Raw genomic sequence first — 23,128 nt, 5'->3', positions numbered from 1 at the left:
ATTAGACACTGTGTCAATAAGGAGGAGAAATTATGACAAAAACACCTATTGCACAACTATCACGAGCTGAAAAATCATTCAATAAAGAGCCTGTACTTAATCAAATTAGTCTCACTATCAACCAAGGTGAACTATTAGGCTTAATCGGACCTAGTGGTTGTGGTAAAACTACAACAATTAAATGTTTACTTGGTATGGAAAAGCTTAACTCTGGTTCAGCAACTATCTTTAATCAAGCAATGCCTAATCGTAAAGTATTAAGTCGTATAGGTTATATGGGACAAACAGATGCACTATATGAAAGCTTAACAGCACGTGAAAATTTATTATTTTTTGGGCGTTTGGCTGGCTTAAAAGGCGAAAGCCTAACTGATAATATGTTGGAAGCCATGGACTTAGTAGATTTAATGCATGCCATTGATAAACCTGTTCACACTTTTTCTGGAGGAATGAAGCGACGATTATCATTGGCTATCACCCTACTTTCTAAACCTGAGTTGATTATTTTAGATGAACCTACAGTCGGTATTGACCCAAAATTGCGACAACATGTTTGGCAACAGCTTAAAGACTTAACTCGTAAAGGACAAAGTGTAGTAGTTACAACACATGTCATGGATGAAGCCGAACGTTGTGATAAGGTAGGACTAATTATTGACGGACAATTAGTTGCGCTCAATACGCCATCAGCATTAAAGCAACAATTTAACGCGCAATCTATTGAAGATGTTTTTATTAAAGCTGAAGAGGGGCAAGACATATGAAACTTATCGCAATCATCCAACGTGTAATTAAAGAGCTTTTACGTGATAAACGTACGCTCGCATTGATGTTTCTAGCACCACTGCTTATCCTAACACTTATGTATTTTATTTTTAATGGCAATGATGATGATACGTTAAAAATTGGCGTGGCAGATTCTGTGACGTCAAACATCACGAGCCAACTCGAAACCAAACATACTGACATTCAACGCTTTAGCACGAATAAAGATATAAAAAATAAGATTGAACACCATGATTTAGATGCTTTTGTTTATCAGACCCATCACAAACTTCAAGTTATCTATAAGAATGAAGATCCAAGTAAATCATCGGCAGTAAAGCAAATGATTGGCAAAGCTATTCAACATAATAAAATGTCAGAAGTAACTACAATGATGCATAAGCTGCCACAATCTCAATTGCAGAAAACGAGTAATACATTAACAGTTGATGCCCATTATTTATATGGTTCAGCAGATAGTACCTATTTTGATAAAATGTTCCCAATCCTCATGGGCTTCTTTGTTTTTTTATTTGTATTTTTGATTTCAGGCATTGCTTTGCTACGAGAACGTACAACAGGAACATTAGAACGCTTGTTGGCAACATCTATTCGACGCAGTGAAATCGTCTTTGGTTATCTTATTGGATATGGTGCATTTGCTATTGTACAAACTTTAATTATTGTACTGTTCTCAATTTATTTATTACAAATAAATTTAGCTGGACATCTTGGGTATGTCTTGCTGATTAATATATTATTAGCTTTTACAGCTCTAGCTATGGGTATTTTCATTTCCACATTTGCAAATTCTGAATTTCAAATGATTCAATTTATTCCTATTGTCGCTGTACCACAAGTATTCTTTTCAGGTATTTTCCCACTAGAAAATATGCCTCAGTGGTTAAGTAGCCTTGGATACTTATTCCCACTGCGCTATGCTGGCAATGCATTAACCAATGTCATGATTAAAGGCTTGGGTTGGCAAGATATTTGGTTAGACTTGACTATTATAGTTATCTTTATGCTTGCCTTTATATTGCTAAATATAATTGGTTTAAAACGTTATCGCAAAGTTTAACAATGTGACATCTCGTTACACTAGGTTATAAATAAACATATGTAGCACAAAATTCATTATCTATATTTATTTTTAATTATAATTGCTTGCAACTCTTTTCGTCTTTGCACACACATTTCCAAAGTGTTGCATTTTTGTGCTTTTTCGTTATTTACACTAGATTTACAATCACGCTAAACCTTTGATATTGAGATAATTACAGCGATTTTTACTATATTCCTAACTGTTATAAGGTTGACACTTTTGTACTGATAAACATAACTTAGGCACAATTTCACTAAATCTACAAAATCTACTCTATAATTTTAGATAGTAAGAGGCACACAATAAAGGAGGTAACTACAATGATGATTGCAGATATTATTGGCGGTATCATTAAGTTGATCAAAACTTTAGTTGATACATTCCGCAAAAAATAGTTTTTAAATAAGGGAAATTAGGACTAATACTATATAAAGGAGTGGATTTACATGTCAGGTATCGTAGATGCAATTACTAAAGCAGTACAAGCAGGTTTAGATAAAGATTGGGCTACAATGGCTACAAGCATTGCTGATGCAATCGCTAAAGGTGTAGACTTTATCGCTGGTTTCTTTAACTAAAATATAAATTGAGACTTTAACAATAATCGTAAAAAGGAGCGTTTACAATATGTCAGGTATCATTGAAGCAATTACTAAAGCAGTACAAGCAGGTTTAGATAAAGATTGGGCTACAATGGGCACTAGCATTGCAGAAGCACTTGCTAAAGGCATTGACGCAATTTCAGGCTTATTTGGTTAATCTCAAATATAATAAATAATACTATTTAAAATAAAAATATTTTTAAAGGAGCGAACATATCATGGACGGAATTTTTGAAGCAATTTCTAAAGCAGTACAAGCAGGTTTAGACAAAGACTGGGCTACAATGGGTACTAGCATTGCAGAAGCACTTGCTAAAGGTGTAGACTTTATTATTGGATTATTCCACTAATATAATGTTCTAAATCTTTGAAAGACCATTCAACAAGCACTTTAACTTGTTGGATGGTCTTTTTATGCCTTTGAGATAGTTAAGGCTTTGTGCTGTACTTAGGTCGGTAAAGTGCCGACATGTTGACGCCTTCAAGTTGTAATAATTTTATTTTATTATCAATCGTGCCGCCAAAGCCAGTTAAGCTTCCATCTTTACCAACTACACGATGACATGGCACAATAATAGAAATGGGATTCCTTCCTACTGCACCACCGACTGCTTGTGCTGACATATGTGACTTCCCAAGCTGTTTCGCTATCTTTGTTGCCAGTTCTCCATAGGTTACAACGTGGCCATATGGAATTTCACTTAACAATTGCCAAACCTTTTGCTGAAATGGTGTCCCTTCTGGTTTTAATTTCAGTGAAGACTGTGGCTTTTCCCCTGAAAAATAACAATCTAACCATGCTTCAGCTTGTTGCAAGATAGGAACGTTGCCAGTCTGTATCATTTCATCAGAGCAAGCTTGATTAGCAAATAAAACTTGGGTTATTGATTCACCGTCTGATAGAATTGTTAACGGCCCTACTGGTGCATCATATTTCATAGCGTATGTCATCAGCATACCTCCTTCTCACTAGCATCACTGCGTCATAGCCAATCTTTCTTTTTAAAAAATAAAATTAACGTTATAGTTACTATAAGCGAAATACCGATAAAAGCAAAGTAACTATAATGCCAGTTGAGTTCGGGCATATATTTAAAGTTCATCCCATACCAACCTGTTAAAAACGATAACGGGAAGAAAATCGAAGAAATGATAGTTAAGACGTTCATCACACGATTAATTCGATTAGAACGATAAGATTCATTATTATCTTTAATATCGTCCGTAATTTGTTCGCATGAAATTAACGTATCACGTTGATGTTGTAACCGACTGTGAATATGTTTAAATAACCAGCGCTGTTGTTGTGCAATCGTATACATATCCTCGTCAACAACTTGTGCTAATAGTTGTTCCATAGGAATTAGCACTCGTTTTAGCTTTATAATTTCAGAGCGGATATCATAAACATCATCCATCAACTTCTTATTGTTAGTACGGTCAACATTTTGATTTTCAAATGAAAAAACGCGATCCTCTACTTCATCAATAAATCGAAAATAATTTTTAGTAATAATATCTATGAGCTGAAGCGCCAGATCATCTGTTGATGTAATATCCAACTGCTGTTGTTGCCATGCATTTTGTAACTGGTTAATCGCATCCAGCTCCGTACGATGAATGGTAATCATCCACTGTTTATTGACATGAATACTCATTGGATGCGCTGAAAAGTTATGATCATCAATCGCATGCAATAATACATATGTACTTTGCTGTTGCTCATTTAAAATAAATTTCGGCCGACTCATTAAATATACGGATTCTTCAATATGACGCTCAATTAATGCAAAACGTTCTGTGATTAGCTTTTTTTCTTCGGCTGTTGGATTTACTACATCCATCCATTTTAACGATGCTGCTGATGGGACATGTTCCCAATTCGTCGTGCTCACGCATTGCTGCTGATCATTTTTATAATGTATTGTTATAGTCATAATTTTGTTCCTCTGTATATTATTCTGTGCTAATCTAGATTAATATCATAATAATTGATTAAATGATAGCCTTTATTCTTGGCATACTCTATTGCTAAAAATTCTAAAATATTAATGAATGCGGGTTCATTTTTAACATTAATATATTGAAATTTAAGATTAAGCGCTTCGGCTGTAATTAGCGACGTGTCAGTAACATCTAATGTTTTAGTTGCAGCAAGTCCTTTTTTAAATTTAGCTGTACCAACACCAGATTTTAAGTTAAACTGTCCTAGTTTATAAGCTAAATCTCGTGTAATAGGTTGGTATCCTGTAGAATAGCCACCTGATTGTCCAACAAAGATTGGTGTTTTATTATCAAATATGACAAATACTCCATATTTATCCGCTACTTCCTCACGATCTTCCTTTGAAAATGTGAGTGCCTTCTTTTTATCATATTTAAATAACTTTGAAAGTTGTTTATCATTGTCTTGCAACATTTTGTCTATTTGTTTTGTGCCTTTCATCATGCGTCCCCCTATTATTTGACTACTTATATTCTGATACCCTTTATCATTACCATCAAACGCTCTGTGCTTCTCGCATAATAGAAACCCTTCAAATCTGCATATGATTTAAAGGGTTAAAATTGCTATTTTTTATTTTGTTTTAGTTGTTGTGCTATAAGTTCGTTTAATTGTTTTATATTATCACTTTGTGTCTGTAACAATTGTGTTATCTCTAATTCACTTTGATTATACCGACTGTCATCAAAATGATCTGTTTGCTGTTGTTGATAATTTTTTAGCGCACGATATAAGAAATGTGTATCATGTGTATGTTGCTGAATTGCGTGATACAACTCATACGTCGGCTGGTCTACTTGAATCGTACGCATGGATGATTGATTTAATTCTTGTGATGATGCATTTGGAGTAGACGCAATATTAAATGACTGTGTATAGTTTTCTGTATGGCGATGTCGTTGATAACTATCACCACTTGGTGTTTTCATACTTTCTAGTGCATGACCTTCAATGTCTATGTGTGGAATAATGCGGCTTAACCAACCTGGTAAATACCATGATGCCTTACCAAATAATTGAGTTAGTGCTGGAATAATCATCATACGCACAACAAACGCATCAAAGAGCACACCAAATGATAGTGCCATACCCATTGATTTAATCATTACATCTTCTTGGAATACAAATGCAAAGAATACACTAAACATAATGAGTGCTGCTGCAATGATTACAGGTCCGCTTTCTTTTAATCCCACTTTAATGGAATAGGCATTATCACGTGTTTTACTATATTCTTCATGAATGCGAGACATTAAGAAGACCTCATAATCCATTGCTAGACCGAATAAAATACCTATTGTGATAACCGGTAAGAATGCTAACATTGGCCCCGTTGTTTCAACACCGAAAAGACCTTTCATAAAGCCGTCTTGCATAACGAGTGTCGTAAATCCTAAAGTGGCCATTAAGGATAGTACAAATCCAAGAACTGCTTTTAATGGGATAATGATAGATCTAAAGACAATCATTAACAGTACAAATGCTAGAATAACAATCACACCTGCAAAGAGTGGAATAGCTTCGTTTAATTTCTTAGACATGTCTATATTAATGACACTTTGTCCTGAAATTTCTGTTTTAAAACCATACTTATCTTTGGCGTCTTTATTATAATCGCGCAAATCTTGTACTAAATCATTCGTTGCTTCAGTATTTGGACCTTTTTTAGGAATCACTGCCATAAGTGCATAATCATTGTTTTTACTCATTTGAGGTTGTGATACAACATCAACATTTTTCATGTCACTAACGTCTTTATACAGTGCTTTTAAGTCTTTCTGCAATTGCTGAGGGTTATCTTTTTGATCTTTTACATTGATCAACATTGGTATTTGGCCATTGAAACCTTCACCAAATTTATCTGAAATAATATCATATGCTTTTTTCTGTGTCGTGTCACTTGGTTTCACACCATCATCAGGTATCGCTAACCGCATATGACTCACAGGTATCGCTGCTGCCACTAAAATAATTAAACCTAATAATACAGCAGCTAATGAATTGCCAACTACAAACTTAGACCATGGTGTGTCAACATGATTCTTAAATTCTGATTTGGTTGTTTTTGGCTTGATTTGATTATGAAAAATACTAATCAACGCTGGCAATAAAGTCAATGCGCTAAACACAGCAAACGCGACACTTATTGCAGACGCAAATCCCATGACAGATAAGAAATCAATGCCTACTAACGATAAGCCACAGACCGCAATTATAACTGTCACACCAGCAAAGATAACTGCACTACCCGCCGTGCCAACTGCTAAACCAACACCTTTGATATAATCTGTTTCCGTCTTCATCACTTGACGATATCGGAAAAGAATAAATAGCGCATAATCAATACCCACTGCTAATCCAATCATTACCGCCAGCGTCAACGTTACATTAGGTATATCAAATGCAAATGTTAATAAACTAATAATACCTACACCACTACCTAGACCAATTAATGCACTGACAATAGGTAGACCTGCTGCTATAAAAGAACCAAATGTGATTAATAAGACAACGAAAGCCACAATCACACCTACAAGTTCAGACGAACCGCCAACTTCATTTGTTTGCATGCCATTACCAGTGAGTTCTGTTTGTACATTATGGTCATCTCGTAAATCTTTTAAATGATCTTTCACGTTATCGCGTGATTTATCCGATAAAGATGTTGCTGATTTGTCATAAGTAATTTCGGCAATTGCCGTCGATTTATCTTTACTAATTTGTTTTGTTTGATATGGATCTGATATTTTATCCACATGTTTATCGTCATTCTTAATATCTTTCAGTGTTTTTTTTATATCTTTTGTCATACTTTTTGAGACGATACCATTATCACTTGAAGATTTTAAAACTACACGTATGGATGCCTTTTCACTATCTTGGTTAAAATGTTTTTCAATTTTATCATTAGTATCTAGTGATTTTAGACCACTCATTTTAATATCATTATCAAATTTAGGTGCGTTAAACGATAATGGAATCATAATTGCCGCCAAGATAACAACCCAAGCTATCAAACTTGACCACTTGTGCTTCGCTACAAATGTGCCTAATTTATATAAAAATTTTGCCAAAGTATTGCCCCCTTCTAAAATCAACGTTATAGTTTAACTATACATTGTAGATTATTTAACATGCCAATATGTTACATTCTTTTGCTCTGTATTTAAAGTCATAATTAATGATATATGTATAGATAAACTACGGTTTGGAGTGAATTGTATATGAACCATAATGATTTGAGAGTTATAAAAACGAAAAAAGCATTATCTCAGAGCTTATATGAATTATTAGAAAAGCATATGTTTACAACGATTTCAGTCAATCAAATTTGTGATAACGCTATGGTACATCGCACAACGTTTTACAAACATTTTTATGATAAATATGATTTACTAATCTACTTAATCAAATTATTAACTAAAGATTATCTTGCAACGGATATTAAAGAACGGCTCAACAATCCTTTTAAAACCATTTACACAACTTTTCAAAATAAAGCCGAATTGCAACGTATTCAACAAAAGCAACAAGATGATAAAGAATTTGAAAAAGTTGTGTCGAAATTTATCATTGATACTTTAAAAAATGATATTAAAGAAAATCAACATCGCATTATCGTCGATCGTGCTGTTCCAGAAAGTTTAATTTTTTATATTTATGGCTCGACGTTAGCAGGTTTTGTAGAATGGGCTAGATGTGAAAATCCCAATATGGATGCGGATAAGATGGACAAAATATTTCATAAAGTCGTCAATTTAAAAATCCGTGATTAAAATTGAAGCTTCTATTAATAACGTATGTTGCATCATGTTATCATTATTATACATAAGGCACCTCGTTCATTTAGTTTAGTGATATTTATTAAATGATACGAAACTGCCTTATTTTTTAAACATTTAAAGGTGAAATTACATGTTAATACGTAGTATTGAATAAAAAAGAAGCGCTCAGATGAGTTGAATTCAATTCATTTGAGCGCTATTTTTCTGGGATTTATATCCCAGCCTGTTTAAGTTTTAAAACATTTCTGAAACAACTTTTTGTTCTAAGAAGTTTAATAAGTAATCTGGACTACCAGTTTTAGCATCCGTACCTGACATTTTGAAACCACCAAATGGATGATAGCCTACTACCGCTGCAGTACAACCTCTGTTGAGATATAAATTACCTACGTCAAATTCATTAACTGCTTTCATCCAATGTTCACGGTTATTCGTAATCACAGCACCTGTTAAACCGTAATCTGTATCATTGGCAATGTCTATCGCTTCATCAAAGGTATCAAACTTTGTAAAGCCAACAACTGGACCAAAAATCTCTTCTTGCATAATTTGATCTGAAGATTTCAACCCTGAAATAATGGTAGGTTTAATGAAGTAACCTGTTGAATCATCTGTGTCGCCACCGATTTCAATTTTTCCTTCTTTACTACCTATTTCGATATAATTTTTAATTTTATCGAATTGCTTTTTATTAATCACAGGACCCATAAATGTGTTATCTACAGTATTACCTACTGTTAACTCTTTTGTTAATTCAATCGCTTTCTCTAACACTTCATCGTAAACAGAACTGTGTACGATGGCACGTGAGCATGCGGAACATTTTTGACCAGAAAAGCCGAATGCTGAAGTGACAATTGCTTCTGCAGCCAAGTCAGTATCAATATTCTCATCTACTACAATGGCGTCTTTACCGCCCATCTCTGCAATCACACGTTTCAAGAATGTTTGGCCTTCATGAACGACTGCACTGCGTTCGTAAATTCGTGTACCTGTTGCACGTGAACCTGTAAATGTGATGAAATGCGTGTGAACAGAGTCTACTAAATCATCACCAATTTCTTTCGGATCACCAGGTACAAAGTTTACGACGCCTTTAGGTAAACCTGCTTCTTCTAAAATTTCGATTAATTTATAAGCCGTTAGGACAGTGTCTTCCGCTGGTTTTAACAGTACTGTGTTACCGGCAATCACTGGCGCTAATGTCGTACCTGCCATAATTGCAAATGGGAAATTCCAAGGTGGGATTGTAACGCCTGTACCGATTGGTTTATAGAAGTATCTATTATGTTCACCTTCACGGTCTAATACTGGTTTACCGTCAGCTAAATCCATCATTGAACGCGCATAATATTCGATAAAATCGATACCTTCAGCAGCATCACCTACCGCTTCGTCCCATGGTTTACCTGCTTCATAGACCATTACTGCTGAGATTTCTTCCTTACGTCGACGAATGATTGCAGCTACACGTAATAATAATTCAGCACGATCTCTATGTGACCACTTGCTCCATGATTTATAAGCTTTATTTGAAGATTCGAATGCTTTTTCTACATCATCTTTAGTTGCTTTGGATACTTTTGCAATTAATTCTGATGTATTAGCAGGATTGATTGAATCAAATGTATCATCTTTAGTGATATGCTTCCCATCAATAACGATTGGAAGTGTTTGACCAAGTTCACGCTTTACCTTTACTAATGTTTTTTGAAATCTTTCAACATTTTCTTGCACTGAAAAGTCAATTCCAGGTTCATTTTTGAAAGGTACTACCATTCTTAATTACCCCCTAAGTTTATAAAAGCTTTAAATTAAATCGTATTTTGTCTTACATAAAATGATATTTCATATCATTAAGTTCATTTTACTATTACATCCCCCATTTTTGCAATCGCTTACACAATGTTATCTGAAAAGTCTCACCTTTCTTTAGGTAACCCACATTTAATCATTCTAAACAGCACGACACAAATGTTATATAGAGGATTAATTTTATAATAGAAATAAAGTATAATATAATTATCATATTTTTAACGACATCATGAGTAAGGACGTGGTACTATGAAAGCACTTATTACGGGTGGAGCTGGATTTATCGGTTCTCACGTAGCAGAAAAATTTTCAAAAGAAGGTATCGAAGTATTTGTAATAGATAATTTAAGTTCAGGATTTCTCGACAATATCCCTTTTATTGATAAGGAACATATTTTTATTAAAGATGTCACTGATTTTAACTTTGTAACTGAATTAATAAAAGTATATCAATTTGATTATGTTATTCATTTAGCAGCTATGGTTAGCGTAGTTGAAACCGTTGAAAAACCAATAGAATCTAACCAAGTGAACATAGATTCTACGATTAATTTATTAGAGGCTTGTCGAAAATGGAATTCCAATTTGAAGAAATTTATCTTTGCTTCATCGGCTGCCGTTTATGGTGATTTACCTGAATTACCAAAATCAGTTTCGCAGTCTTATATTTGTCCATTGTCTCCATATGCTATTCAAAAATTTTCTGGTGAACAATATGTCAAAATTTATAATAGCCTCTATAATGTGCCAACGTCTTGTTTAAGATTTTTTAATATATATGGTCCTAAACAAAATCCAACTTCAGATTATTCTGGTGTATTGTCTATTTTAAATAATAAATTTTCACATAATCAAACTTTTACATTCTATGGTGATGGTGAACAGACACGCGATTTTGTCTATATTGATGATTTAGTGGCAGCGTTATGGATGGTATTAAATCATTCATGTACGAATGGTTTAATCTATAATGTAGGAACTGGCCATCAAACAACTTTAAAGGATGTATTTAAAGCTTTTGAGAATAGTTATGGCTATAGCATTCCTGTTCGATATGAACCACCGAGAGTTGGCGATATTAAACATTCATTAGCTGACATAAAGCCGCTTCAGCAACTTGGTTACACACCCCAATATACTATTTCAACAGGTATCGCAGCTTATTTAGATTATAATAAACAACATTAAATAGAGAGATCTGAGACATTTATTTTCATCTCAGATCTCTCTTCAACTATTTAAGTAGCTTATAAAATTCATTAATTGCTTGCTTATTATATGAAAGATAATCAAATGTTTCATATACGTCATTTTCTTTTTTGATAAAATGTTCAATCGCCTTAGCTATATCTTTAATATCGTGACTAACAAGTTTACCAAACTTGCCATCATTTAAGACATATCGATTTGCCTCAATATCAGACGCTAAAATGTTCATACCTAATGTTAAAGCTTCTAATAATACCATTGATTGACCTTCATAGTAAGAAGTCAAAGCTAATAAATCAGAATGTTTCATGATATAAAATGGATTGCTACGTTGTCCTAATAAAAATACATTGTCTTCTAATTTTAATTGCTTAATTTGCTTTTGTAATTGATTTCTAAGTGCGCCTTCTCCTATAATATAAAGCTTTACTTTAGGATAGTGTCCCACTAATTCAGATACTGCTTCAATCAATAAATCAAAGCCTTTTTCAGGTGATAATCTACCTACTGTAACTATTTTAAAATCTTCATCACTAAATCGAACAGAGTGAACTTTATTATCTCTCACATTAACTAATACAGATTCACCATGCTTTTCATATTTATCAGAATCATCATTTTTCAGCTGATTAATTTTAGTAATATTAATTGTATTTCTAGCAGTAGCAAATTTCTTATTTAAGTTCTTTTGATTAATCTTCTCTTTATTTAATTGTTTCGTCGCATCGGATACACTGATTAGTTTATCAAAATACTGATATGTCGAAATAGCACCTTTCACATTTAAATAATGCGGTCTTTTACCATTAATTGTGCGCTTCATATCTGCTTTCATATCACTATGTAAAAAGATGAATTTGCGTTTCGCATGACTTGCTAAAATAAGATTAGCCCAAAACATAGAATACCCGCTAAAATCGATAGCGTAGTCAAATTTACTATTACCAAATACTTTACGGAAATCACGTTCGTAAACTTTTTTAGGATAAAGCCATTTTTCAAACGTTTTATTCAAACCTCTTTGCCTAATAAAATTGACAATATACATTTCTTTTAATGATGCAAATAAAGGTCCTCTTCTCAAGATAATTCTGACATTTTCATTTACATTATTTAAATTATTTAAAACTTCTGCATTATTAGTACGATTAAGAAATATCGTTACATCAAAACGGCTATAATCAAGATTCTCTAATAAGTTGATGGCCGAAGAAGTAATCCCGTTATTCTTCATGCCACCCGGATAAATGAGGATTTTCTTTTTATTTACAACATTTGTTACTGGATCTATCACTTTTTTACCTTTAAATACATAATCAATGAGCGTTTGGGTAACGCTACCATTATCTAAATTGACATAGGTTTGTTTGAAATGTTGATAATTCTTTAGATATTTATCTGAAAAGTAGCTTTGTTGTTGAATAGCATCGATAACTTCTTCGATGTGGTGACAAACTGGTCCGGGTAAATCATCTATTCCTATATACATGCCTCTTGATGTTTCATATTCTTCATAATCTGGTGTATAAAATATGATGGGTTTATCTGTAACTAAAAAGTCAAAAAAGATACTTGAATAGTCCGTGATCATTAAATCTATCGCTGATAATAGCTCATTTGTATCAAAATAATCTGGTATTAAATACGGGAGTAATGCTTCATTTTCTAATGCTTCTTGATATGCATATGGATGAACTTTAACTAATACTTGATAGTTAATATGCTTTTCCAACTGTTTAATTTCATCTAGAATGTTGTTCAGACTTTCAGTTGGATTGTTAACATCCGATCCTCTCCATGTTGGACAATACAATGCTATTTCTCTGCCATCTAAATTAATATGTGTACTGATTTTACTTAATATGGATGGTTTACTTGTATTAAGTGTTAAATCGATTCGAGGATATCCTATTTCAAGTATTTGTCCTCCATATATCGTTTCAAGTGCAAAAGCCCTCTTGAATATTTCTGTAGTGTGCTGATTGGGACTAATTAAATAATCACTTTGTAAAAAGTTTTTAATAATGTTTTGGGAACCTCGAAGACTATCTTCAATATCTAAGCCCATACATTTGAGAGGTGTACCATGCCAGGTATTCACGTAGATTTGATCAACTTTTTTAGTATAATAAGCTGGAAAAGTTGAGTTATTAAATAAATATTTGCATTCTGCTAAAGCTTTTAAATAATCATCAGATTCTTTAATAATAAATTCAATATTCTTAAATTTAGAGAATTTTTGTTTATAGAAATTGAGCGTAGCTTCATTGTCTACTACCCATTTATGAGTATACTTTCTATATTTTTTATTGTTTAATAAACTTTTAAAAATAGCATAGGGGCTATCTGTAATACTTTTTCCATCTCTCACTTGATATAAAATCAAGTTATTCTTTACTTTCAATCTATCGTAATATTTAGCATATGTCATAACTTTACTAGTATATGCCGATTTTTTCTTATTCTTAAGAGGAGTTGATATAAATTTGAACTTCCTTTGAATTTGATTAATTATAAATTTCTTTAATGCCATATTAATTTTTCCTTTCTAAGTTGTACTATTTAACATTATTTCTAGTTGCTTAAAAATTAATTCTATTACTACCACTATAGCTAAAAGGTTCAATTGGCAATAAAACAGAAAGTAATATAAGATCACTTCATTATATCATTTTTTTATTATATCGTGTATATTATGCGTGATAAAGTTACGTAGCTCATTGAAATGTTTCTCAACAAAAAACCTTTAATGACTTTTCTTATTTAAAGCCATTAAAGATTTGTTATTTCTGTTAACAGTATTTATATTTTCGGTGAATCACTATCATCAATGACTCTTACTACCTTGGCAGGAATACCTGCCACTAAACTATTGGGTGGAACATCTTTCGTAACTACAGCTCCAGCTGCTATAACTGAACCGTCTCCAATTGTTACCCCTGGTGTTACTACTACATTACCACCTATCCATATATTATTTCCAATTGTAATTGGAAGTGCTAATTCTAATCCTATATTACGTTCTTGATGCGTCAATGGATGGTGCGCTGTATAAAATCCACACGATGGTCCTATAAAGACATTATTACCTATAGTTATACCTCCACCATCCATAAAGTAACAATTGCTATTCACAAAAATATTTTTCCCCAATTTAACGTTCCAACCATAATCCATATCGAGAGGACTATTAATAACTACATTTTCAGTTTCATAACCTAACAACTCACTTAGAATCTGAATACGTTTTTTTGAATCACTTGGTCGCGTTTGATTGTAGTCATAACATAAATCCTTTGCACGTAATAAATCTTGATGTAATTGTGTATCATAATTAGCATCATACCATTGATGAGCAAGCATTTTTTCTTTTTCTGTCATTACAATCTCCTCCACAACATCATTATTAGTTTCATTTTAATGACTAATATTCACTTTAACAACCGTTATTGTTGTCGGCTATATTCCACCCTTAATATCTCTATTATTTTTTCACTCATTACTACTTTAGAACCAGATAAAATCACTGCTCAAGTCTCATGAAATTGCTATTTATTTTTACTATACTTATACCATGACATAGCAAAGGAGATTACAATTATGAAAGGAATTTTAAAAGGTGTCTTTATTATATTAGTCATATTGGGCCTTGTTCGAACGTTTGAAAACTATGCAATTATAGATGACGTATCTAATTATTATCACGAAAACTTTGCTGAAAAGGTTAATCAATTTCAACATCATTCTAAGCAAACTGAATCGTTGTCCCCTTCTGATTTCTTCTAAACCTATGTTAACTTTTGACACTTCTTTTAACTGAACCTATAAAAGTTGCGAAAATGAACTACACATATGCTATATCGTACTTTATAAGTCCGTTAAAACATTAAAGGATTGAAATTTCTACCACTACGGTTGATTTCAGTCTTTTTTTATATGCAAACAGAATGATTGACCTATATACCTAGTAGGGGTATATTAGTAAGTAATATAAGGGAGGTTTGCATATGTCCCATACCAAATCTACTACATTAACTGTTACAGGTATGACTTGTGCTGCGTGTTCAAATCGCATTGAAAAAAAGCTTAATCGCTTAGATAATGTCACTGCCCAAGTTAATTTAACAACTGAACAAGCACATATTGAATACGATCCAAACCAATATTCGCTGCAAGCTTTCATCACTCAAATTCAACAATTGGGTTACGATGTTGCCACAGATAACTTGGAACTCGATATTACAGGAATGACTTGTGCTGCGTGCTCAAATCGCATTGAAAAGGTTCTAAGTAAACAACCTGGTGTTAATCAAGCCAACGTTAATTTAACGACTGAACAAGCATCAGTTGATTATTATCCAGGACAAACCGACGCAGATACACTTATCCAACGAATTAAACAATTAGGGTATGGTGCCCAGCTAAAGCAAAATGATGAAACACAGCACAAGCGCAAAGCGCAAGCACTCGCACATAAAAGAAATAAACTCATCGTATCAGCTATACTGTCTGTTCCTTTAGTATTAACCATGTTGATTCATCTGTTTCATATGAACTTGCCTCATATTTTAATGAATCCATGGTTCCAATTTCTGCTCGCCACGCCTATCCAATTTATGATTGGTTGGCAATTTTATGTAGGTGCTTATAAAAATTTACGCCATGGCGGTGCCAATATGGATGTACTCGTTGCTCTAGGTACTAGTGCTGCATATTTTTATAGTCTTTACGAAATGATAAAGTGGTTGTCTAAGAATACGTATCAACCACATCTTTACTTCGAAACGAGCGCGGTTCTTATCACGTTAATTCTATTTGGAAAATATTTAGAGGCACGCGCCAAATCACAAACCACATCCGCTTTAAGTGAACTGTTAAATCTGCAAGCTAAGTCTGCACGTCTCATTCAACAAGATGGCACTGAAACGATGATCCCTCTTGCCAAAGTACAAGTCGGTCAACATTTCGTTGTTAAACCCGGAGAAAAGATTCCTGTTGATGGCGTCATCACTTCAGGGCAAACCGCAATTGATGAATCCATGCTAACTGGTGAATCATTACCTATAGATAAAACAATTGATGATGAAGTCATCGGTTCAACAATGAATCAGCAAGGTGTTATTACAATGAAAGCAACAAAAGTTGGTGAAGATACTGCCTTAGCTAATATCATTAAAGTTGTAGAAGATGCACAAGGTTCTAAAGCTCCTATTCAACGACTTGCTGACATCATTTCAGGTTATTTTGTACCTACTGTCATTGCTATAGCAATTCTAACATTCAGTATTTGGTTACTATGGATCCATCCTGGCTCCTTTGAAGATGCTTTAGTTGCAGCCATTTCCGTCTTAGTTATTGCATGTCCATGTGCACTCGGATTAGCCACACCAACTTCTATCATGGTAGGTACAGGTAAAGCAGCAGAAAACGGCATTTTATTTAAAGGCGGTGCGTTTGTTGAAACTACCCATAATATTGATACGATTGTCTTTGATAAAACAGGAACTATCACACATGGCAAACCACAAGTTACAGACTATATCGGCGATTCACGCACCTTGCAATTAGCCATGAGTGCTGAGCATAGTTCAGAACATCCACTTGCTACTGCCATCGTGACATATGGTCAAGGGCAAAAACAGACATTAACAACTGTACAATCATTCACTAATCTGCCCGGCCATGGTATTCAAGCTACCGTAGATCATGAGCACGTGCTCATCGGTAATCGTAAATTGTTATCTGACCATAATATAGCTATAGATAAATTTGATGCGCAATGTCGTCAATTAGAGTCTGAAGGTAAAACCGTTATGTTTATCGCAGTGAAAAATCAACTAACTGGCATGATCGCAGTTGCAGACACAGTGAAAGCTACTGCAAAGCAAGCGATTCACCAGCTGCATGTTATGAATATTCAAACTGTTATGCTTACCGGTGACAATGAACACACTGCGAAAGCCATTGCTCAACAAGTTGGTATCGATAAAGTCATCGCACATGTTTTACCTGAAGACAAAGCGTCACATGTTGCAGATTTACAACGAGAACAGCATCAAGTTGCAATGGTGGGTGATGGTATCAATGACGCACCAGCACTAGTACAAGCAGATGTTGGCATTGCCATGGGCACAGGTACAGAAGTTGCCATTGAATCAAGTGACATCACTATTTTAGGTGGCGATCTTTCCTTATTACCAAAAGCGATTATCGCCAGCGAAAAAACAATTCATAATATTAAACAAAACCTATTCTGGGCTTTTGGTTATAATATTGCTGGTATTCCAATTGCCGCATGCGGTTTACTTGCGCCATGGGTGGCAGGTGCAGCAATGGCATTGAGTTCAGTTAGTGTTGTTACCAATGCGTTACGTTTAAAACGTATGAAACTATAAAAACTTCTCTTTATATGGTAAAAAATATTATAATACGGGTAAATACTAAATATAAAAAATGTGGAGGTTTAAATATGAAAATAGATACTTTAAATGTAGAAGGTATGAGTTGTGAACATTGTCGTAATGCAGTAGAATCTGCTCTTGCAAAACTAAATGGTGTTTCATCTGCTGAAGTTGACTTAGATAAAGGTCAAGTAAGAGTAGGTTATAGTGAAGATAAAGTTACAATAGCTCAAATGAAAGATGCTATTGAAGACCAAGGTTACGATGTAAAATAAATCGTTGTGTTAAGAATCTGAGATATAAATCCCAACATAATGCAGTTTGGGACATAATTCCTAGAAAAATAGGGAGCGGGACAGCATTCATTATGAATTCGTAGTCCCGCTCCCTTCTTTATTTACACTTTTTGTTGGTTCACTTGCTAATAGAACCGTTTTAACCACCCAACTTGCTTTACTTGTTGAAATGCGTCTCGCATTTCTCACTGTTGGGGCCTCACCCCAACTCGCGTTGTCCGTTGGCTTTCTTTTTGAAAGCCTCTTTGTTGGGGCCCCACCCCAACTCGCGTTGTCCGTTGGCTTTCTTTTCGAAAGCCTCTTTGTTGGGGCCCCTTTCAGCTTGTTCTGTTTGCTCGAGAGTCTCTTTTTAAAATAAGGCATTTTTGTTTTATTTAATAAACGTTTTAATTGTATTATTATTAATTTACGCGTAAATGAGTAGTTCCGGTATTTAAGACATCTAATGTTGCATCTAACGCATCAACAATAAGGTTTTTAACTGCTGCATCAGTGTAAAATGCGATATGAGGCGTTAAAATAATATCTTCACGTTCAATTAGTTCATCCAGTAATGCATCATTGAGTTCTTGACCTTGATGGTTAATTGGGAAGACACCTCGTTCGTATTCATAAGTATCTAAAGCAGCACCTTTAATGTGCTGTGAATCAATATTTGATAATAAGGCTTTTGTATCAACGAGTGATCCACGAGCCGCATTAATAAATACTGCACCTTGTTTAAATTGTTTAAATAAATCGTCATTAAATAAATGATGATTATATTTTGTAGCTGGCACATGGATTGTTACAATATCTGCTTGACCAACAGCTTCTTCCAATGTTTCGGTATATGTAACATACTCAGCAACATGTTCATTTGGAAATGGATCATAAGCTATCACCTTGCTACCGTATCCCTTAGCAAATATTTCTGCCGCACGACCACCAATTCGCCCTGTACCAATAACCGCTACTGTTAAATCACGAATAGAACGTGATAAAATACTTGGTTGCCATCGAAAATCATATTGACGTACATTGTTTTGAATTTGGTTGGCATTTCTAATAAGATTAATCGCTTGTGTCACTGCAAATTCAGCAATTGACGTAGGTGAATATGATGGCACATTAGATACAATTAAATCGTACTTAGTAGCTAATTCTAAATCAAAGCCATCATATCCTGCACTACGTTGTGCAATTTGTTTAATCCCAAATTCATGGAGCTTAGCATATATGTTTTCCGATAAAGGTAGCATTTGTGATAACGATAAACCATCAAAACCTTTTACGGTATCTACATTTTCTTCGGTGAGCTGTGCAGTATCTAAATCTACTTCAACATCATTATTTCGTGCCCAATCTTCAATAAAAGGGATATCTTCTTCACGTACTGTCATGATTTTAATTTTCGTCATTCGAATTCCTCACATTCTAATTATTATTGGTATATAAATGCGTCAACGTTGCTAAACGTTGTGCTGCCTCTTCAAGTAATTGATCATCTAATGCTAAAGATATACGTACATAGTGCTTACCATTTTGACCAAATGGAATACCAGGTGCCACCAAAATAGACAATTCTTGTAATAAAAATTGTTCAAATGTCTCACTATCATATCCTGGGGGCGTATGCAACCATTCATAAATACCACCTTTTGATGATACAAATGGCAAGTGTGCTTCAAGTAATTGTTGTTCAAAATAATTTCTACGACGCTTAAATGTTTCATTTTGTTGATCTAAAAAGTCATCATAGTTATTTAGTGCATAGGTAGCAGCATCTTGTAATGCGCCAAACATCCCTGCATTCGTATGCGTTTGATACTTTTTAAGCGCTTGAATCATCTCTTTATTTCCTACTGCAAAACCAACACGGAAACCAGACATATTATAGCCTTTAGATAGAGAGAATATTTCAATTGCAACATCCTTACCATGTTCAGATGCTAATATACTTGGGTTTTTAGCGTCAAAACCAAAGGCACTATATGCAAAGTCATGAACAATTTTCGTCTTAGTATCCTTAAATTGATTTATCGCTGCATCAAATACAGCTTTTGTTGCAGTTGAACCAGTGGGATTATTTGGATAAGTTAAATAGACAAGTGCTGTATTTTCTAAAATATGTGGTTCTACTTTATCCCATTCAGGTAGATAATGTGGTGGTTCTAAATTTAATGGAACGGGGTTTGCATCTGCAAGCATAACGCCCGCCAAGTAATCCGTATAACCAGGGTCAGGAAGCAAAACATGCTCTCCAGGATTTACAACACATGCAGGTAAGGCCACTAAGCCGTTTTTAGTGCCATACAAGATACACACTTCATCTTCTGGATCTAATAACACATCATAATGTCTATGATAAAAATCAACGATAGCTTGTCTAAATGAGGCTTTACCATGAAAAGCACCATATTTTTGATTTTCTGGGATACTTACGGCTTGCGCAAAACAATCCACAATCCCTTTAGGTGTTTCCCCGTCAGGGATACCTACTGCCATATTAATCAATGGTAACGGGCCATGTTCTATTTTACGTCCCATCGTTTTCCCAAAATAGCTATCTGGTATGCTATCAAGTCTTTGAGAAATAATCATAAGTAAACCTCCTTAAAAAACTCTATCCTACTTAATTTAGTCATATATCACATCTTTGTCTAATCTCTACATTTCAATGTTCCACTTAATATATACATTCTATTGTAATTGAGTGAATAATGTCAATATTCTAACAATTTATGGGTTATGTACTTTATTAGCAAAACATAACACATTATGGGACATAAATATAACGGAAATTAAAACGGCAAAGCCCTTTCTTTGAGTATAGTTAATACAATATCATTTGAAAGTATTAAAACTGGCATTTCTATTTGTAGCGTATATGAGTGCGTCACGTTATCTTTTTTTCATAAGGCAATTTGTTTAATGAAGTTTATTCATAGATGCGAAAGTATCTTAACTTTTTCAAAACATAATGTACAATCATATTTAAATAGGCCATATCTTGGCGAGAATAAAACAATATGACGAGACCCCAACAAAGAGAAATGAGAAAAGTATTTCAACAAACAAAGCAAGCTGTCCTTAAGCAAGTGAGCCAATAATACAAAGCATTGTAAATAAAGAAGCCAGCAAATGAATTTGCAAGAAACGCATTTACTGGCTAAATTTTTAGAATTTATGTTCAGTGGTTATATGACTTAGTTGATATTTATCTCTACCGAAATAAATTATTATTTATTTTTCTCTTTTTCTGTTTGTTCAATGGTTTTTATAATTTCATTTGATAAGGCTTTACATCCACTATACTCTAAATGAATGCCGTCATAAGCAAAGTACTCTTGATGTCCTGCTGAAGCGCTATACCAGTCAACTAAATGTACATTCTTTTTATTTTTAGTTATATCTTTCATTAACTTATTATTATTTTGTTGATAATCTCTTGGCACACGTGTATTAACTAAATAAATATCAGCCTGACCAAATGCATCAACCAATTCTTTAAGTTGATCTTTAGTAAACTCACCATTCGTACCTAATTCCAATACCACAATTTGTCCTTTTTTATTATATTGTTGGTATTTTCCTTTAGCTAAAGGCGCAGCTTCAATTAACTGACGTCCAACTTTACCATCTATATTAGCGTTTGGTACTTTATCGGCGAATACTTCTCCGATGTCAACCATCACTGAATCTCCTAATAACAATGGTGAAGATTTTTTAATATTAAACTTAGTCTGTCCTTTATTTTGATCCGGCTGTGGTTTCGGCTGCTTTTTATGACTAGTATTAAAAGAAGTCTTTTTCGAATGTTGTTTTGCTTCGTGTTCTTTACCTAAACTATCAAATACACCAGTAAACGCTATTAACGTTGGAATTAAAAATACTAAAATGAGTACTGTTCTGATGATACGTTTGACATGTTTTGGGTTGAATGTAAATGCTTTGAACCCCTTTTTTCTGATTGGATTTTCTATAAATTGATATGAAAATTCAGCCATGACAAACATTAATATAACTTCAATGATGTAGACATATGCAGGAATTTGACCTTGTACATAATAACTATTCATTAAAACAATAATTGGAAAATGCCATAAGTATAAACTATATGATCGCTTTCCAATATAAGTAAATAATTTAAAGCTGAGCAGTTTCGCTAATATAGATGATGGGTGCACTGCACTGGCAATAATAAATAATGTCATGGCAGAAATTAAATAGAACCCGCCTTGATAAATCCATTTATCTTGGTCACTAATAATGAAGAAAAAGCTGACTAATAAAATAAAGGCAATAATTCCAGATAAATTTATACCTAAGTAGGACATTTTATATTTTGTCTTTTTAAGTCCAAATGGGTTCCACACAAACGCAAGAATACAGCCTAGCAATAGCGTTTGTAACCGTGTATCTGTACCAAAGTACACGCGAGAACTATCCCCTGTCACACCAAAAATAATTGCCATCGTTACCAAAGATAATAGAGAGACAATCCATAATATAAGTGTGATTTTTTGCGGTTTAAAACGTTTAAACAAGAAGAAAACCACAATTGGATAAAAGACATAAAATTGTTCTTCTATAGCTAATGACCACAAATGTTTCAATGGAGCTATCGCAAATTGATTAAAGTAATCAACATTTTGTGATATATACCACCAATTGGAAACATACAAAAATGCTGCTATAGCATCTTTTTTGATTTCAATGATTAAATCCGGTTTAAAGAGCAATATAAAGACAAGTACGGCAGACACCATAAAATACACTGCTGGAATAAGCCTTTTTATTCGTCTAATCCAAAATGCCCTTAAATCAATTGTACCTGTTCGATAATATTCAATGATTAATAAGCTTGTAATTAAATAGCCTGAAATAACAAAGAATGTGTCAACACCTAAGAATCCACCACTAAGCCATTGGGGATTAAGATGATAGATAATGATACCTAACACTGCAATGGCTCTAAGGCCGTCTAGTCCAGGCATATATCTTAACTTGTAGTTCCGATCAATACGTCTTAAATCTTTTTTCAACAATAGCCACTCCCACAACTTAAATGTTCACAATTTTCACAATACACCATGTTAATTTTTTTGGATATTGTTTGTAGATATTATATTCCCAGTAGAAAAATACTATTAACATTCATAT

The 23,128-nt window shown here is 33.8% G+C and carries 20 protein-coding genes; 10 read left to right on the top strand and 10 right to left on the bottom strand.

Annotation, left to right across the window (positions count from 1 at the left end; genetic code table 11):
* Positions 1–32 precede the first annotated feature (32 nt).
* From HMPREF3267_RS07470 to HMPREF3267_RS07450, 5 genes are all read left to right on the top strand, one after another.
* Positions 33–764, top strand: coding sequence for an ABC transporter ATP-binding protein (locus tag HMPREF3267_RS07470; protein ID WP_070823870.1), 732 nt, complete (start codon positions 33–35; stop codon positions 762–764).
* Complete coding sequence (locus tag HMPREF3267_RS07465; RefSeq protein ID WP_002460481.1) at positions 761–1,846, top strand: ABC transporter permease; 1,086 nt, start codon at positions 761–763, stop codon at positions 1,844–1,846. Before HMPREF3267_RS07470 ends, HMPREF3267_RS07465 begins: the two co-directional genes overlap by 4 nt.
* Before the next feature lie 470 nt (positions 1,847–2,316).
* A complete protein-coding gene (locus tag HMPREF3267_RS07460) occupies positions 2,317–2,448 on the top strand; it encodes a beta-class phenol-soluble modulin (RefSeq protein WP_037545387.1) in 132 nt (43 codons plus the stop codon).
* Positions 2,449–2,497: 49 nt separating this feature from the next.
* Positions 2,498–2,629, top strand: coding sequence for a beta-class phenol-soluble modulin (locus HMPREF3267_RS07455; RefSeq protein WP_002478595.1), 132 nt, complete (start codon positions 2,498–2,500; stop codon positions 2,627–2,629).
* A gap of 61 nt (positions 2,630–2,690) precedes the next feature.
* A complete protein-coding gene (locus HMPREF3267_RS07450) occupies positions 2,691–2,822 on the top strand; it encodes a beta-class phenol-soluble modulin (protein ID WP_002460486.1) in 132 nt (43 codons plus the stop codon).
* A 79-nt stretch (positions 2,823–2,901) separates the two neighbouring features.
* On the opposite strand, the gene HMPREF3267_RS07445 is transcribed toward HMPREF3267_RS07450, so the two are convergent.
* The 4 genes from HMPREF3267_RS07445 to HMPREF3267_RS07430 all read right to left on the bottom strand — a co-directional run bounded on the left by HMPREF3267_RS07445 (position 2,902) and on the right by HMPREF3267_RS07430 (position 7,551).
* Positions 2,902–3,423 (bottom strand): methylated-DNA--[protein]-cysteine S-methyltransferase, encoded by a 522-nt coding sequence (locus HMPREF3267_RS07445; protein WP_002478594.1) that lies wholly within the window; start codon positions 3,421–3,423, stop codon positions 2,902–2,904.
* A 32-nt stretch (positions 3,424–3,455) separates the two neighbouring features.
* Complete coding sequence (locus HMPREF3267_RS07440; RefSeq protein WP_062078129.1) at positions 3,456–4,409, bottom strand: CorA metal ion transporter family protein; 954 nt, start codon at positions 4,407–4,409, stop codon at positions 3,456–3,458.
* A 29-nt stretch (positions 4,410–4,438) separates the two neighbouring features.
* Positions 4,439–4,918, bottom strand: coding sequence for a hypothetical protein (locus HMPREF3267_RS07435; RefSeq protein ID WP_002478592.1), 480 nt, complete (start codon positions 4,916–4,918; stop codon positions 4,439–4,441).
* Between the two features lie 125 nt (positions 4,919–5,043).
* Entirely contained in the window at positions 5,044–7,551 is a 2,508-nt protein-coding gene (locus HMPREF3267_RS07430; protein WP_070823871.1) for an MMPL family transporter, read from the bottom strand.
* A gap of 150 nt (positions 7,552–7,701) precedes the next feature.
* On the opposite strand from HMPREF3267_RS07430, the gene HMPREF3267_RS07425 reads away from it, so the two are divergent.
* Positions 7,702–8,253: a TetR/AcrR family transcriptional regulator gene (locus HMPREF3267_RS07425; protein WP_002460495.1), complete on the top strand. Its 552-nt coding sequence runs from the start codon at positions 7,702–7,704 to the stop codon at positions 8,251–8,253.
* A 243-nt stretch (positions 8,254–8,496) separates the two neighbouring features.
* Here the strand turns inward: HMPREF3267_RS07425 and pruA are convergent, their stop codons facing one another.
* Entirely contained in the window at positions 8,497–10,041 is a 1,545-nt protein-coding gene (gene pruA / locus HMPREF3267_RS07420) for an L-glutamate gamma-semialdehyde dehydrogenase (RefSeq protein WP_062078133.1), read from the bottom strand.
* Between the two features lie 285 nt (positions 10,042–10,326).
* On the opposite strand from pruA, the gene HMPREF3267_RS07415 reads away from it, so the two are divergent.
* Positions 10,327–11,265 carry an NAD-dependent epimerase/dehydratase family protein gene (locus tag HMPREF3267_RS07415; RefSeq protein ID WP_002460497.1) on the top strand — a complete coding sequence of 313 codons (939 nt, stop codon included), beginning with the start codon at positions 10,327–10,329 and terminating at the stop codon, positions 11,263–11,265.
* A gap of 46 nt (positions 11,266–11,311) precedes the next feature.
* Here HMPREF3267_RS07415 and HMPREF3267_RS07410 read toward each other — a convergent pair whose 3' ends face one another.
* Together HMPREF3267_RS07410 and HMPREF3267_RS07405 are read right to left on the bottom strand one after the other, a co-directional pair.
* Positions 11,312–13,819 carry a glycosyltransferase gene (locus HMPREF3267_RS07410; RefSeq protein WP_062078135.1) on the bottom strand — a complete coding sequence of 836 codons (2,508 nt, stop codon included), beginning with the start codon at positions 13,817–13,819 and terminating at the stop codon, positions 11,312–11,314.
* A 269-nt stretch (positions 13,820–14,088) separates the two neighbouring features.
* Complete coding sequence (locus tag HMPREF3267_RS07405) at positions 14,089–14,667, bottom strand: sugar O-acetyltransferase (protein ID WP_002478587.1); 579 nt, start codon at positions 14,665–14,667, stop codon at positions 14,089–14,091.
* A 219-nt stretch (positions 14,668–14,886) separates the two neighbouring features.
* On the opposite strand from HMPREF3267_RS07405, the gene HMPREF3267_RS07400 reads away from it, so the two are divergent.
* The 3 genes from HMPREF3267_RS07400 (at position 14,887) to copZ (ending at position 17,962) form a co-directional block, all read left to right on the top strand.
* A complete protein-coding gene (locus HMPREF3267_RS07400) occupies positions 14,887–15,072 on the top strand; it encodes a hypothetical protein (protein ID WP_002460500.1) in 186 nt (61 codons plus the stop codon).
* A gap of 221 nt (positions 15,073–15,293) precedes the next feature.
* Positions 15,294–17,681: a heavy metal translocating P-type ATPase gene (locus HMPREF3267_RS07395; protein ID WP_062078139.1), complete on the top strand. Its 2,388-nt coding sequence runs from the start codon at positions 15,294–15,296 to the stop codon at positions 17,679–17,681.
* Between the two features lie 74 nt (positions 17,682–17,755).
* Positions 17,756–17,962, top strand: a complete 207-nt coding sequence (gene copZ / locus HMPREF3267_RS07390; RefSeq protein ID WP_002478585.1) for a copper chaperone CopZ — start codon at positions 17,756–17,758, stop codon at positions 17,960–17,962.
* 422 nt (positions 17,963–18,384) lie between these two features.
* Here copZ and HMPREF3267_RS07380 read toward each other — a convergent pair whose 3' ends face one another.
* From HMPREF3267_RS07380 to HMPREF3267_RS07370, 3 genes are all read right to left on the bottom strand, one after another.
* A complete protein-coding gene (locus HMPREF3267_RS07380; protein ID WP_062078143.1) occupies positions 18,385–19,383 on the bottom strand; it encodes a D-lactate dehydrogenase in 999 nt (332 codons plus the stop codon).
* A gap of 16 nt (positions 19,384–19,399) precedes the next feature.
* On the bottom strand, positions 19,400–20,563 hold the full coding sequence (locus HMPREF3267_RS07375) for an aminotransferase class I/II-fold pyridoxal phosphate-dependent enzyme (RefSeq protein ID WP_172952960.1): 1,164 nt from the start codon (positions 20,561–20,563) through the stop codon (positions 19,400–19,402).
* 641 nt (positions 20,564–21,204) lie between these two features.
* Complete coding sequence (locus tag HMPREF3267_RS07370) at positions 21,205–23,013, bottom strand: acyltransferase family protein (RefSeq protein ID WP_002460509.1); 1,809 nt, start codon at positions 23,011–23,013, stop codon at positions 21,205–21,207.
* Positions 23,014–23,128 lie beyond the last annotated feature (115 nt).

It is taken from the genome of Staphylococcus sp. HMSC62D11 (assembly GCF_001839145.1).
GTDB lineage: Bacteria > Bacillota > Bacilli > Staphylococcales > Staphylococcaceae > Staphylococcus > Staphylococcus lugdunensis.
Note: the sequence above shows the minus strand (reverse complement) of the source record. Positions and strands in the feature narration are given on the sequence as shown.